This is a genomic window from Pleionea litopenaei, assembly GCF_031198435.1.
Classification (GTDB): Bacteria; Pseudomonadota; Gammaproteobacteria; order Enterobacterales; family Kangiellaceae; genus Pleionea; species Pleionea litopenaei.
Genome location: NZ_CP133548.1, coordinates 2972260 through 2985136 on the forward strand (window position 1 = coordinate 2972260; position 12877 = coordinate 2985136).

At 42.2% G+C, this 12877-nt stretch carries 14 protein-coding genes; 4 read left to right on the plus strand and 10 right to left on the minus strand.

Annotated elements, in window-relative coordinates; all coding sequences use genetic code 11:
• Positions 1–81: 81 nt before the first annotated feature.
• Complete coding sequence (locus Q9312_RS13330; RefSeq protein ID WP_309201354.1) at positions 82–1071, plus strand: polysaccharide deacetylase family protein; 990 nt, start codon at positions 82–84, stop codon at positions 1069–1071.
• Here the strand turns inward: Q9312_RS13330 and Q9312_RS13335 are convergent.
• Positions 1068–2120, minus strand: coding sequence for a FemAB family XrtA/PEP-CTERM system-associated protein (locus Q9312_RS13335; protein ID WP_309201355.1), 1053 nt, complete (start codon positions 2118–2120; stop codon positions 1068–1070). The genes Q9312_RS13330 and Q9312_RS13335 overlap by 4 nt on opposite strands.
• Entirely contained in the window at positions 2117–2989 is an 873-nt protein-coding gene (locus Q9312_RS13340; protein ID WP_309201356.1) for an XrtA system polysaccharide deacetylase, read from the minus strand. Before Q9312_RS13340 ends, Q9312_RS13335 begins: the two co-directional genes overlap by 4 nt.
• Before the next feature lie 114 nt (positions 2990–3103).
• Here Q9312_RS13340 and Q9312_RS13345 point away from each other — a divergent pair, with 114 nt between their 5' ends.
• Positions 3104–4246: a DegT/DnrJ/EryC1/StrS family aminotransferase gene (locus Q9312_RS13345; RefSeq protein ID WP_309201357.1), complete on the plus strand. Its 1143-nt coding sequence runs from the start codon at positions 3104–3106 to the stop codon at positions 4244–4246.
• Here the strand turns inward: Q9312_RS13345 and Q9312_RS13350 are convergent.
• The 5 genes from Q9312_RS13350 to Q9312_RS13370 all read right to left on the minus strand — a co-directional run bounded on the left by Q9312_RS13350 (position 4218) and on the right by Q9312_RS13370 (position 9143).
• Positions 4218–5558: a hypothetical protein gene (locus tag Q9312_RS13350; RefSeq protein WP_309201358.1), complete on the minus strand. Its 1341-nt coding sequence runs from the start codon at positions 5556–5558 to the stop codon at positions 4218–4220. The genes Q9312_RS13345 and Q9312_RS13350 overlap by 29 nt on opposite strands.
• A gap of 1 nt (position 5559) precedes the next feature.
• Positions 5560–6402, minus strand: coding sequence for a P-loop NTPase family protein (locus Q9312_RS13355; RefSeq protein WP_309201359.1), 843 nt, complete (start codon positions 6400–6402; stop codon positions 5560–5562).
• 10 nt (positions 6403–6412) lie between these two features.
• The gene (locus Q9312_RS13360; RefSeq protein WP_309201360.1) at positions 6413–7942 is read right to left on the minus strand and encodes an XrtA system polysaccharide chain length determinant; all 1530 of its coding nucleotides are present in this window, start codon (positions 7940–7942) and stop codon (positions 6413–6415) included.
• Positions 7943–7973: 31 nt separating this feature from the next.
• The gene (locus Q9312_RS13365) at positions 7974–8594 is read right to left on the minus strand and encodes an XrtA/PEP-CTERM system exopolysaccharide export protein (RefSeq protein ID WP_309201361.1); all 621 of its coding nucleotides are present in this window, start codon (positions 8592–8594) and stop codon (positions 7974–7976) included.
• Between the two features lie 276 nt (positions 8595–8870).
• Positions 8871–9143: an acyl carrier protein gene (locus Q9312_RS13370; RefSeq protein ID WP_309201362.1), complete on the minus strand. Its 273-nt coding sequence runs from the start codon at positions 9141–9143 to the stop codon at positions 8871–8873.
• A gap of 180 nt (positions 9144–9323) precedes the next feature.
• On the opposite strand from Q9312_RS13370, the gene serA reads away from it, so the two are divergent.
• Positions 9324–10553 (plus strand): phosphoglycerate dehydrogenase, encoded by a 1230-nt coding sequence (gene serA, locus Q9312_RS13375; protein WP_309201363.1) that lies wholly within the window; start codon positions 9324–9326, stop codon positions 10551–10553.
• A 60-nt stretch (positions 10554–10613) separates the two neighbouring features.
• Here serA and rpiA read toward each other — a convergent pair whose 3' ends face one another.
• Positions 10614–11273, minus strand: a complete 660-nt coding sequence (rpiA, locus tag Q9312_RS13380) for a ribose-5-phosphate isomerase RpiA (RefSeq protein WP_309201364.1) — start codon at positions 11271–11273, stop codon at positions 10614–10616.
• Between the two features lie 45 nt (positions 11274–11318).
• Positions 11319–11798, minus strand: coding sequence for an EVE domain-containing protein (locus Q9312_RS13385; protein WP_309201365.1), 480 nt, complete (start codon positions 11796–11798; stop codon positions 11319–11321).
• Positions 11799–12043: 245 nt separating this feature from the next.
• On the opposite strand from Q9312_RS13385, the gene Q9312_RS13390 reads away from it, so the two are divergent.
• Positions 12044–12193, plus strand: a complete 150-nt coding sequence (locus Q9312_RS13390) for a hypothetical protein (protein WP_309201366.1) — start codon at positions 12044–12046, stop codon at positions 12191–12193.
• Between the two features lie 64 nt (positions 12194–12257).
• Here Q9312_RS13390 and Q9312_RS13395 read toward each other — a convergent pair whose 3' ends face one another.
• Complete coding sequence (locus Q9312_RS13395) at positions 12258–12860, minus strand: 5-formyltetrahydrofolate cyclo-ligase (protein WP_309201367.1); 603 nt, start codon at positions 12858–12860, stop codon at positions 12258–12260.
• Positions 12861–12877 lie beyond the last annotated feature (17 nt).

Here is a 12877-nt window from a genome sequence, read left to right on the forward strand (position 1 = left end):
AATTGTACAATAATCGTCGCACTGGATCCAGCATCACTCGGCGCTTATATAAAATAAAACAAGGACAGAGTTTAAAGAAAAATGCCTTTAAAACAATTAGTTAAAAGACCCATTCAGGTTTTATCGAGCCGTTTCGGCCAACACCGCAAGAAAGTTGGGCAACCTCGGCTATGGATCATGATGTACCATCGCATCCTTCCTGAGGATGATCCTCGATTTCGAGATGAAGAACCTGGAATGCTGGTGCAACCAGATACGCTAGCGATGCACTGTGAAGTGCTAGGAAATGAGTTTGAACTCGTTGACCTAACATCTTGGTGCGAAAAAGCGACAAATGGCGCAGAACTTCCTGAAAATGCCTGCGCGATTACCTTCGATGATGGTTGGCTAGATAATTATCAATATGCATTTCCGATTCTCAACAAGTTGAAAATTCCCGCTACGTTATATGCCGTCTCCGATTTGATTGGAACTAAGGATCTATTTTGGCCGAACCGATTAGCCAGGCTGTTGCAACATCCTGGTATTGAGGCAGCCGAATTTCCTTGGTTAAATCAAGTAAAACAGCAGGGTGCGCTAAATAACGAAGCACTCGCCTCTACCATTTATAATTTGAAAAGCTTTGATGATGCGAGCATTTTGGGGTGGTTAGATGACGCTGAAGAGCGCTTATCTATTGCTGAAGAAAAAGAACCATCGTTGATGAGTTGGGCGCAACTCAAAGAGATGGCGGAATCGCCACTTATTACCATTGGATCTCATACTTGTCGTCACTTTAGAATGCGCTCAGAGTTAGACTCTGCTGTGATGACAGCGGAAATCCAAGACAGTAAAAGTAGACTTGAACAAGAGCTCTCACAAGCGGTGAAAGCCTTTTGTTACCCCAACGGAGACTTCACTTCTAATGCGGTTTCTCTGGCTAAAGAAACCTATCAATCAGCGGTGACTACGCAAGTTGGCATTAATCACTTAGATAACTTAAATCTACACCAACTGTTACGCATTGGAGTGCATGAAGATATTTCAAATGACCCAACCAAATTATTAGCAAAGGTTGCTTGTTGGCCCTAAGGAATATTTTTAACAACCAATGGGCCAATTAAATTTGCGATCGCTACCGGCAGCTTTTTCCAGGTATTGATCATTAGCTGAAAACGGCTATTTTGATGGTTGATTTGAGGCAACTTTTCATTCTTAGGTAGAAGGTAATACCAATACAGTTGATGTTGCGTTGCTCCCCATTGCTTTTTAAATTTAAGAGTTCCTGCGTCTTTAGAGGAGCGACCAAAGTCAAAAATCTTAGCTTTCTGGTCAATGGCGTGTTCGAGTATTTTCCAATACAAAAACATGTTAACTCCGAATCGATTAAAATCACGATTGGTAGAGGCCCAAGGAATTTCTATTCGATCATTATTCCTAACCAGAAAACCACAGCCGACAGGTTCTTCTTTTATGTAGACGATGGCCAGATAGGCATTATCTCTAAGTCTTTGAAGTACTTCTTTAAAAAAGCGACGACTATAAACTGGCGTTCCTAGATCGCGCATATTTCGCGCAAAAACTTTATAAAAGTCGTCAAGTAATTCAAGTGAGCCAACTTTAAATTCAGCACCCTCACGAATGGGTCGTTTCACTTGTGCTCGTCGCTTCGACCCTATCGCTTGCCAAAGCGCATCAGATTCCTCTGGTAATTCGAGTAGCATTGTTACCTTGTCGGTTCGGCAATTGTCATGATTTATATGGTTAACCTGACCATCAATGGCAGATTCCATTCGCAATTCTACATGTGAGCAACCTAACTGCTTTCGGAGATTTTCTGCGTATTCGAGTAGCGCATCCGCACTTTCATTGCTCGTCGTTAGTAAACCACCATAGTTTAAAAAAGGAATGCTGGTTAAAAAATTCCCAAAGATTAAGCTTTTTTGTTGCACCAAAGGTAACACGCCAACAATTTTTTGGTCTTCATTTAGGCACGCAAGGTAATACGAGCGATGGCCAAAAGCGCCTTCTATGACGTCTTTCCACTGACTTAAGAGATATCCAGTACCTTGATTCGCTTGAACAAATTCGTCCCAACCAGTGGTGAGTTGATCATCGAGTAATAAAACACTTAACGTCATGCGGAAAACTCTTGCGGATTCTTTGCTAGTTTTTCGAGGTCGAGAGTATCGATATAGGATTGCATCGTATCGAACTTAAACTCGCTGATTAAGTTTGATAAGCGAGATTCACATTTATCGAGATTGTTGTAGTGTCGAAAACGTGAAAACCAACTGACGTCTACCTTGGGTTGTTCTGCATCCACTTCCCAAGGATGAAGATAAAAGATAAAAGGCTGCTGTTTTTTCTCTCTTCGTCGATATAGAAACTTAGATAACCAATAAGGATAGAGACGGAAGTAGCCACCGCCTGCGATTGGGATTGTTTGTCCGAACCAAGACTCTGTCGACAATGGTAGTTCGAGCAGTTGGTGTCCTTCTGCCGTTTTTATGTAGTAGGGATCTTTCGGTGAATTTGGGATCCCGTAACGATCATGGACGATTGGAAAAATGCTAGAGTCGTAGGTAAAACCACATTCACCTAAGATATCCAATGCCCACAATGACTTTCGAGTAATTGAATAACTGGCCGCACGGTATCCAAGCACCTGAGATCCGGTAATATCTTCTAACAGCGACTTAGAGCGGATTGTCTCGTTACGAAACACCTCTGGTGATTGATTATAGATAAGTTGGTGGCTGTACCCGTGACTGGCAACCTCATGCCCACGTTGATGAATTTCTGCGACTAATTCTGGGTGCTTGTCAGCGACCCAGCCTAAGATGAAGTGGGTCACCTTAATATTATGTTGATCGAATAGGTCGAGAAGCCGTTGGGTATTATTGACGACGCGAGTGGGAATGCCTTCCCATTCAGAAACCTTGATGGACTCCGCTAAGGCTGCAACTTGAAAATAGTCTTCGACGTCAACCGTCATGATGTTTTGCATATTCTGATATAATCCATTATAAACAGGCACATTATTCGGCTATTGTACCTTATAATTTTTTGTGCGGCTAATTCGTTCAGCAAAAATTACGGCTTTGATTAAAGGAATAAAAAATTGTTATCAAGAACCCGCCCAGTTGGAGAACGTTTTTCGTTAAAGAAATCCAGCTTTGATGTGAGTTTATTTGCTCCCTTTCATTATTTAGGCACTCAATCTGGAACGGCGGCTTTATGTATTGCTTTAAGAATTGCACGGCAAATGAGGAGCGATGTCGATAATCCAGAAGTTTTGATGCCTGCCTACACCTGTCCTGATGTGATTAGCGCATGTATTACGGCCGGTGTAACTCCAGTTCTGATCGATTTTGCACCGGATACCTGTCATATGAGTTTGGACGAATTGTCATTAAAATGTCATGCCAATACCGTTGCTATCATTGCGATAAATTTTTTAGGAATCCCAGAGCGAATTGATCAAATAAGAAGTCTTTTGAATAACAAGAAAACGCTCATTATCGAAGACAGTGCTCAAGGATTTCCTCGGTCTGACAAAGAAAACTACTGGAAAGGTGACCTGGTAACCTTATCTTTTGGGCGAGGTAAGCCGCTTGGATTATTCAATGGTGGCGCTGTTTTATCAAGACAAGAAGAATTATTAAAGATGGCAGACGCCTTTCTTAGTTCTTCCTCAAAGTTATCGGAATTTAGCTACCGAATTAAGCATAGAGTTTTTAATATGCTGATGTCGCCATTGGGTTATGGCTTGCTCACCCGTTTGCCCGGCATGACCTTCGGTGAAACTGTCTATAAGCCACTAGAAAAGTGTGAACATATAAATCCTACAATTAATGAATATTTATCGGCAAGGGTGAAAGATTTTGAGCAGCGAAGAGTAGAACTTTATGATTTGTATAATAAAAGGTTAGAACAACTCAACCTTTCAATATTAGGCAGTGGACATTCTTTATATGAGTATTTGCGCATTCCAGTTCTATTACCAAATCAAAGCATTAGAAATGCGTGTCTTGAAAAGATGGATCTTATAGGGTTAGGTGCGACGGCTATGTATAAGAAGATTCTCACAGAGTTTGATGATATTCCCATTGACCTCGGTGATGCTCCATATCCCAACGCTTCGCTACTTGCACAACGTCTTATTACTTTACCGTTACATCAAGATGTTTCTGAACAAGACATTGACGAGATGATGGCAGTGATAGAAGCGGAAGTTAAAAACGCCCATTCTCTTGATAAATAAATCCCAAGCTTAATGATTCACTGGTAATTAAAATAGGGCTTATATCTGAGAAGTCTTGTTGTGCTCTGCGATCAGTAAAACTTAAATAGAAACGAAAATTTCTAGATGCGCGATAGCTATAGGTGAAGACGGTTTGACGAACAAGATTTTGAGTAACATTGGTTATGTTAATATCAAAGTCATTTTCGCTGATGGACGAAAATATTGATAGTGTATTCTCTGCATCAGATTGAAATAGGTTTGATAAGTTATAGCTTACAAATAAACTGCGATTTCGACGTAGTTCTTCCCTTTCTTCAAACACACCCGTCAGTTTGTTTTCGAAGTAACTTAAGTTCATCGTGAAAATATCATCACTGTAATTGTACTGAGCACCACCACCTTTCGATATCTGAGCTAATGCGATGGAATCATTTTGTTGGTTAATTACAATTCGCCCAGTTGCTTGGTTGATACTGAAAAGACTCGCGACGCCTTTATTGAGTTGAACACTCATTGATTGTCGATCGTTTATATTGCGAGTGAATGATAGGCGTCCGTTATCATCAGTAGAATTTCGGCCAAAAATATCTTTAATCCGTGACTGGCCGAGCTCTAGATTTAATGAATTAGTTCGACCTGTATTGACCCATCGTGCAAGAACGTCGTATTGCTCAAAGTCTGCGTTTAAAGGATTTGAATCGTCTTTAAAGTCAGTGTCTTTCTTTTGATAGACTAACTGCAAACTATTGGTTGGGTTTATTTGATTGATTAAGGAAAAGGTCCCTTGTTGCTCATCACGAGAACTGTCTTGCAACGTATTTGTATTGGCGTCCGACTGTACTTCATACAAGGCATGTTGATAGTTAAAATTGACTTGAAGAGTATTGGTGAACTTTAAGAAATATTGTGGCAATAACGCATAGGTCTGACCTTCGCGAAGATTATTTGCTTCTTGAATTTGAAAGCGATTTGCGGGTACCTGTGTTACATCACCCAGCGCGATAATAGAAAAGTTACTAGCCGAAGGCGCATACTCAGTAAATAAATTAAGATTGTATTGATTCTCACTGCGCAAATTCGTGGTGGTGTAATCCAACCGTGCAATTTCTGAGTTAAACTCAAAAGTAAAATCTCGATAATCTTGGTTTTCAATATTAAATAATAGAGTCGCCTGGTATAGATTGCCCTCAGCGCCATCAACCAGCTGTGAAATATTATTGCTGGTTGATGCCGAAGTATCGATCGAGTACTCGTAATCGACAGCATAAATACTGGCTGAATAAAAAATAGAGAAAATCGCGGATACAGCCGCAGTAGTACGTATATTCATTTTAAAAGTTATTCAGCACTAAACCTGATAATTTTTCTTCGCCAATGGTCACTGATGCTTGGATAAGCTCTTCTTCACTGCACCCGCCGTAGGGAACAACTAGAATAACTTGGTCGCATAAGTCTAATAATATTCGTGTATCGGCTGAGCTAAGAATGCTCGGAGCATTAATGATTGGGAATCGATCTGGATAGCGCTCGACTAGTTCCTTTATAAAAGTTTCCATTCTTTCTGAGGTGAAGTATTCCGCTGAGCACTCTCTTACTTTACCACTGGGCACAAAACCTAATCGTTTAACGCCAGTTTTGTGCATGCAAGAATTTACACCGTCATTCTCACTTTCTAAATAATCAATTAGACCATTTTGACCTTCCATTTCGAACAACTTATTTAATGGTCTTTCAACGATATCAGCTTCAACTAACATTGAAGTTTTTGACTCGTCTAAAGAAAAGGTTGCCGCCAAATTGGCACTCACTAGCGCTGAACTACTATCAGGCACTACCGAGGTTACCATGGTGACAAAGTTTTCACTATTTCCTTTCGCTAACAATTTCGTTCTTAAATTACGGTAGTGATTTAGAAGGCGTTTATCCTTCATATCGAGATGAATTAAGCGTTTCTCTTCTAACTCATTGATCGAATAGGTCGCACGCTTTTCCATGTTCGCGATGCTCTTTCGAGATGCGGCAGGTTGAGTCATTACGTTTGATCGTGACGACTCGGTCACTGAGTGATCACTCTCGGCGATTATTTCTCCGTTGCTTTCAACGGAAGTTTTTTCCGATTTATTTTTATCATCCTCTTCAAGGGACTTTAAAAATGCTTTTTCAACTGTGCTCATATTGATCACCTTACCCTTGAAGTCTGAAGTAAATTGCGATGCCGTAAATCGACCAAACAACAAAAATAGCAGAGATTGCAATCATGTAGTTAATCGTGTTTTTACGTCGGTCATAAGGAGTCGCCACATCATGAAGACTGGCTAAGATTGGTAAATTAATCACATGCGTGATTACTGTGTCAGAGCGCAACTTACCATCAATCAGTGTGAAGCCATAAACAATACCAATGGGGATCACAAAGCTTAAGAAAAGACCTGCTAAAATCAAGTGTGAAAAGCGCAGTCCTTTGGGTGTCACTGGAATGGCTGCAGGTTCCTGGATTTTAAGTGTTAGCCCTTGGTTCTCTAAATCAATATTCATAGAAATGCGAGCAGTTTCTCGCTGACTCAATAAGTTTTGATACATTTCTTGGTTAACTTCGTAGTCTCGAGTCAGTTCAGAAATTTCAGCTTCAACGTCATTAATTTTATCCAGAGTTTCTCTTTCTCTATCCATTAGCATGAGCACTTGATTGCGACGGGCCTGCAATGAAGAAAGGGAGTTTTCTGCAGTAAACATTTGAGTACGAATAAGCTGGGCCGTTTCTCCGGTCGGTGCTTTATTCACGGTTTTGCCTTTTTGCTTCTCTCGCTCAGCAATTACCTGAGCAACCTGTCCTTTTAAATCTTCTATCTGACCTTTTAACTGGACGATGTCAGGGTAGGTTTCGTGATAGTTGAGTTTCAGGTCCGCAAGGCGAGTTTCTAGCTCAGCAATTCGTTGATTTAGAGTATTTTCACGGTCGATGCTGGCTCGATCTTCAAACGATGACTCACCGGCTAGTTGACGTTGGTAATTTTTTAGAAGTGACTGCTGAGTTGATATATCTAGGTCGACACTCTCTAACTCTCGTTTTAATTCTATCAATCGCTCACTGGCATTTTGCTTAGCATTCTCAGAGGCATCAATATTTTTTGAACGAAAGTTCTTGAGTGCATCTTCAGACTCTTTGAGCTTCTCATGATAAGCCTGTACTTGATTGTTAATGAAATTGTACGCGGCTTGGCTTTCATTTTGCTTAGCTGCAAGACTTTCTTCTATAAAAATCTCAGTCATCAGCTTGGTGGTTTCATAGGCTTTAATTGGATCGACGTTTTTATAGGAAATCTCGATTAAATTATTTCCTACATTGTTGATCTGAGTCGAGTTGCGAATTTCGTCGCCAAGCTGCTCTATCTGGCGGAGATCGGTTGGCATTTGGTCCTTCCAAATGTCAGACTCCATGACACGCTTGATAGCTTTCTGGCTAAAAATGATTTTATTTGCCATTGTTGCACGGCTCTGAACTTGTGTCGTTTCTGCGGTGCCAGCCATCAAAGGTCGGAGAATATTTTGTTGATCAACAAACACGGTAGACGACGAAGTGTAAATTTTAGGCCAGTTCCATGCAATGGCGAGAAAAATCATTGAAAAAACGATATACAATCCCAAAACGAAGCGGCGTTTATTCCAAGCTTCCTTCTTGATAACGTGAATAATCGAGCTAATTTCCGGGCTCATAGCTAATTCCTAGTGACTGCTGTTAGGTAAATTAAAAAACACGCTCTGGTATGGAGACAATGTCGCCAGGCTGTAAAGAGTAGTTGGTTTCCATTTCGCCATCGTTAAGAATGTCATCTAACGCAATTTCGAACGCTTGTACTTTATCGCCCTGACGGCGAAACAGTTTGGCACTCGCAGCGGAAGCGAATTCGTTGAGGCCACCAGCCTCAAGTACCGCGTCTAACACAGTCATACCTTGGCGATAGTTGATTGATAATGGATTTCGAACGGCCCCTGTTACCCTTATTCTAGACAAGAATTCGTGACTGTTCAGTTCTTCAAGAATCACGGCGACCTGTGGGTCCTTGATAAATCGTGAGAGACGACGGGTAATTTCAGCTGAGACGGATTCTGGCGTTCGTCCACCGGCCATGACCTCACCGACGAGGGGAACAGAAATTTTGCCGTCGGGACGTACAGGAACACGTATCGACAGATCGGGATTTTTCCAAACGTTTACGGCAACGATGTCATCGACACCAATATAATATTGTTCGACCAGCATTTGCTTTTGAATGCTTTCTGGCTGTTCGAGCTGTGGCAGTTTAGTTGCTTTGGTACCACAACCCGCCAACAGTATGATGGCGAGGATTAAAATACAATGTCTCATGGGCTTCCCTATCAGTGCGAATTCCACCAGTTAAACTGATGGTGTGTAAACAATACCATTTCATTACAACAGCTAAAGGGAGTTTTGAGCCAGAGAAGGCTTGGGTAAGACAAGGATACCGACCCGATGTAACTCCATTTACGTTCGATGATATCTACTAAAGCGATTTTTGCAATGCTACTCCATAGGCCGCTAAAGTGCAACTCAGTTGACCGAAAATCAACCAGTTTTGAAGTGCGAAATTGTCCTTTTTACGGGTGCGATATATAGAGATTTTTAATCTTGTGACCTGGTTACGGTTTGCTCGATGACAAAGTCGACCAGACTGCCGATGGTCTCGAACACTTCTGCCGTTAGGTCGTCATCTTCGGCTGTGAACTCAAAGGTTTCTTCGAGAGAGGTGATTACGGACACAATCGCCATTGAGTCAAATTCTGGAAAGTTACCCAGTAATGGTGTGTCGTCGTTAAGATCATCAGGCGAGATGCTCAATGATAAGGTATCCACAAGTAGGGACTTAACAGTTTTAGCGATGTCGGAACGGCTCATAGTCAATTCTTTGGTCAAAATTGGCGCGATTCTATCAGTAAATCCGTTGATTTGCACTGATCGAATAGTTTTCTATATCGAAATAACCATCGGTTGGTATTAAGTTATGGTAAATGGATGACTTTTTTCTTAAGCTAGCTCTAAACCACCATCAATGCCTTAAATAGGGAACTGTAACTCGTGCAAGCCACATCGTTTGAAAAAGACAAGATTAAAATTGTTTTATTGGAAGGTATCCATGCAAGCGCCGAGAAGGTGTTCAGCGCGGCAGGGTATCAAAATATTGTAACAGCGACTAAGTCGTTGCCGAAAAGTGAGCTTGAAGAAGTTCTCGCCGACGCTCACTTTTTGGGTATCCGCTCCCGCACCCAAGTGACTGAAGAGTTATTGGAAGCCAGTCCACGTCTGGCAGCTATTGGTTGCTTTTGCATCGGCACGAATCAGGTTGACTTGACGGCGACCTCTTTGCGGGGAATTCCAGTGTTTAATGCCCCGTTTGCCAATACCCGTAGTGTTGCTGAGCTGGTGCTAGGCGAAATGATTTTACTGTTACGCGGTGTACCGCAGAAAAACGCAGCAGCTCATCGTGGAGAGTGGTTAAAGTCGGCCACCAATTCTTATGAAACGCGCGGCAAAACACTCGGTATCGTCGGCTATGGTCACATAGGTACTCAAATCGGCATTTTGGCAGAAAACTTAGGGATGTCTGTTCAGTACTTCGATATTGAGAGTAAGTTAGCGCTTGGAAATGCTCAGGCGGCCGACAGTTACGAACAGCTTTTGGCCACTTCAGATGTTGTAACTTTCCATGTACCGGAAACGCCGATAACTAAGAACATGATGGACCAGCAAGCGTTCGAGCACTTGAAAGAGGGCGCTATTTTGATCAATGCGTCGCGCGGTACCGTTGTTGATATTGATGCGTTAGATAAAGCGCTCGCTAGCGGTCGCGTATCGGGTGCCGCCATTGATGTGTTTCCAGTGGAGCCAAAATCGAATCAAGATGAGTTTGTATCGCCACTACGAGCTTATGACAATGTCATATTAACGCCGCATGTCGGTGGAAGCACGATGGAAGCACAAGCTAACATCGGAATTGAAGTGGCGGAAAAACTAGTAAAATACAGTGATAATGGGTCAACATTATCAGCCGTTAATATCCCAGAAGTCGCGTTGCCTTCTCACGAGGGTAAGCATCGCATTTGTCATATCCACCGCAACATCCCCGGTATTTTGGCCAAAATTAATGATATTTTTTCATCGAATAATGCCAACATTGCTGCACAGTTTTTACAAACTAATGAAAAAGTTGGCTATGTGGTGACGGATATTGATCGTTCTTCTAGTGTGAAAGCATTCGAAGAATTGAAAACCATTGAAGGAACCATTCGAACCCGTATTTTGTACTAACGGGTTTGGTCAGAGAGCAATAGCTTGCCAGCTCCTCAATGTTAGAGGAGCTGGAAATGCCTAAGCGTTAAGGGTTTTAACACCCTCTTTACTTGCTAATAGAAGAACATCTGCACCACGAGCGGCGAACAACCCATTGGTTACCACGCCAACGATTTGATTGATTTTTTGTTCAAGTGCGATTGGCTGTAAAATATCTAAGTTGTGCACATCTAGAATAATGTTGCCATTGTCAGTCGTGACGCCTTCGCGATACACCGGATCGCCACCAAGCTTGACCAGCTCACGAGCGACATGGCTACGTGCCATTGGGATAACCTCAACAGGAAGAGGGAACTTACCCAGCTTTTTAACTAACTTACTGTCGTCGGCAATACAGACAAACTTTTCTGCGACGGCTGCGACGATTTTTTCCCGAGTTAGTGCAGCACCACCACCTTTAATAAGTTCAAGAAGGTGATTACTCTCGTCGGCACCGTCAATATACACTGGCAGTCGATCAATCGCATTGAGTTCAAAAACCGGAATGCCATGGGATTTTAAACGCTCAGTTGAGGCTTCCGAACTTGAGACGGCGCCAGCGATCAAATGCTTTTTGGCAGCCAGTGCGTCAATGAAAAAGTTAACCGTTGATCCCGTTCCAACACCGACAACTTCATCTTCTACGATGTACTTCAAAGCTTCTTCTGCTGCTTGTTTTTTCAATTCATCTTGTGACATGGAATGATCCTGTTAGGTTAAGTGGGCAGTATTATACTGCATTTCTTACACTTGTTTAGCCGTAGCCATGCTCAAAATGGTATCCCATTGATGTTTACTAACCGGCATTATTGATAGTCTTGACCCTCGTTTAAGCAGTGCAAAATCAGAGTTGAGCAGCTCGGGTCGTTGTTTCATAGCTTGCAAGGTTACCGGGTTTGCGAAGCTCTCTAAGTAGGTTACATCTACCATGTACCAGCGCGGCTGTTCTGGCGTAGACTTGGGGTCAAAGTACTTAGATTCTGGATCCAGCGCCGTGTGATCCGGGTAGCCGTCACTGCTGATTGTAACAATGCCGACGGCCGCGGGTACTTTGCAACTCGAATGATAGAAGAGTGCAAGATCCCCTTTTTTTATCTGGTCTCTAAGTAAGTTTCTTACTTGATAGTTTCGTACACCATCCCAGTGTTCAGTTTGGTGTTTGCGTTGTTTTAAGTCATCGATACTGAATGCATCAGGCTCAGACTTCATTAACCAATAATTCATAATGAGCGTTTTGAGTGGGTTATTCGATAAATTGAGTTATTCAGTAAAAAATTGCACTGTTTCACATTTAATTTTGTGATTGGTACTTGCATCACCGATTCATCTCATTGTACAGTATTTGTCCGCAAAATGGGCGTAAACAAAAATCAATAAGCCTCAAAGCTGCGGATTAGGGAAGAAAAAGCACGTTAAAGGATCTCCGATAAATAAAAAAAATTAAACCTGTGTAGGGTTTGGAGAGCACCATGAAGAAAAAGCCAGACATACTGGTTGTTCTGGCGGCCGTTCTGGGGTTGGGCATCGTTGTTTCGAGCATTGGAACATCGCAAGATGTTGATAAGAAAACCGTTGCTCCGGAACATCAAGAAACTCAAATTGCCGTTGTGAACCAGTGACTTGATTACCCCGCTTTACGCGGGGTTTTTACTTTTTCCGGTCGGTCAACAACTGAACATCGAATTAATTTCCAGCGAAATCAATGAAGCCATTCGGGGTTGCCACTCCATCGAGAGGTATGTCCCAAGATTCGATAGGCAGTGTATCAACTTGTTGCTCATTTAAAGCGACACCGTAAAAAACTGGTCGCTGTGACGCCTTTCTCAAGTGCGCAAACGTCCGATCATAAAAACCTCCTCCCATGCCTAAACGACCACCGTTTAAGTCAAAAGCGACTAGTGGAAAGAGCACGCAGTCTAATTGACTAGGGGCAATCATATGGTTAGGTAAGACATTCGGTTCAAGAATATTAAATCGATTGGGTATTAAGTGCGATGTTGCAGAGTAAGGTGCAAACCATAAACGGTTAGGAGGTAATGGTTTGAGAACTGGCAAAAACGTGAATCTTTGATGCTTCCACAGGTTTTGAATGCTTGGTTGTAAATTTAGTTCGCCATCTTGAGCTAAAAAAACGCCAATCCGGTGAATGTTTTTTTGCAGAATGTACGACGGCAAATAGTTAGCCAGTTGTTTTGCGTACTGCCGATGCTGGTCGGCAGAGAGATTTCGTCGTCGTTCCCGAATGAGCTGTCGAATGGATTGTTTGCTTGATGACGTCGCGTTCATAGGAAAAAGTTCTTAAG

Excerpts from the sequence above, each read along its gene's own strand:
- Q9312_RS13395 (WP_309201367.1), bottom strand. The coding sequence starts at position 12,860 with ATGAACGCGACGTCATCAAGCAAACAATCCATTCGACAGCTCATTCGG.
- Q9312_RS13360 (WP_309201360.1), bottom strand. The coding sequence starts at position 7,942 with ATGAGCCCGGAAATTAGCTCGATTATTCACGTTATCAAGAAGGAAGCT.
- Q9312_RS13390 (WP_309201366.1), top strand. The coding sequence starts at position 12,044 with ATGAAGAAAAAGCCAGACATACTGGTTGTTCTGGCGGCCGTTCTGGGG.
- Q9312_RS13385 (WP_309201365.1), bottom strand. The coding sequence starts at position 11,798 with ATGAATTATTGGTTAATGAAGTCTGAGCCTGATGCATTCAGTATCGAT.
- Q9312_RS13330 (WP_309201354.1), top strand. The coding sequence starts at position 82 with ATGCCTTTAAAACAATTAGTTAAAAGACCCATTCAGGTTTTATCGAGC.
- Q9312_RS13370 (WP_309201362.1), bottom strand. The coding sequence starts at position 9,143 with ATGAGCCGTTCCGACATCGCTAAAACTGTTAAGTCCCTACTTGTGGAT.
- Q9312_RS13350 (WP_309201358.1), bottom strand. The coding sequence starts at position 5,558 with ATGAATATACGTACTACTGCGGCTGTATCCGCGATTTTCTCTATTTTT.
- Q9312_RS13365 (WP_309201361.1), bottom strand. The coding sequence starts at position 8,594 with ATGAGACATTGTATTTTAATCCTCGCCATCATACTGTTGGCGGGTTGT.
- rpiA (WP_309201364.1), bottom strand. The coding sequence starts at position 11,273 with ATGTCACAAGATGAATTGAAAAAACAAGCAGCAGAAGAAGCTTTGAAG.
- Q9312_RS13340 (WP_309201356.1), bottom strand. The coding sequence starts at position 2,989 with ATGCAAAACATCATGACGGTTGACGTCGAAGACTATTTTCAAGTTGCA.
- Q9312_RS13355 (WP_309201359.1), bottom strand. The coding sequence starts at position 6,402 with ATGAGCACAGTTGAAAAAGCATTTTTAAAGTCCCTTGAAGAGGATGAT.
- Q9312_RS13335 (WP_309201355.1), bottom strand. The coding sequence starts at position 2,120 with ATGACGTTAAGTGTTTTATTACTCGATGATCAACTCACCACTGGTTGG.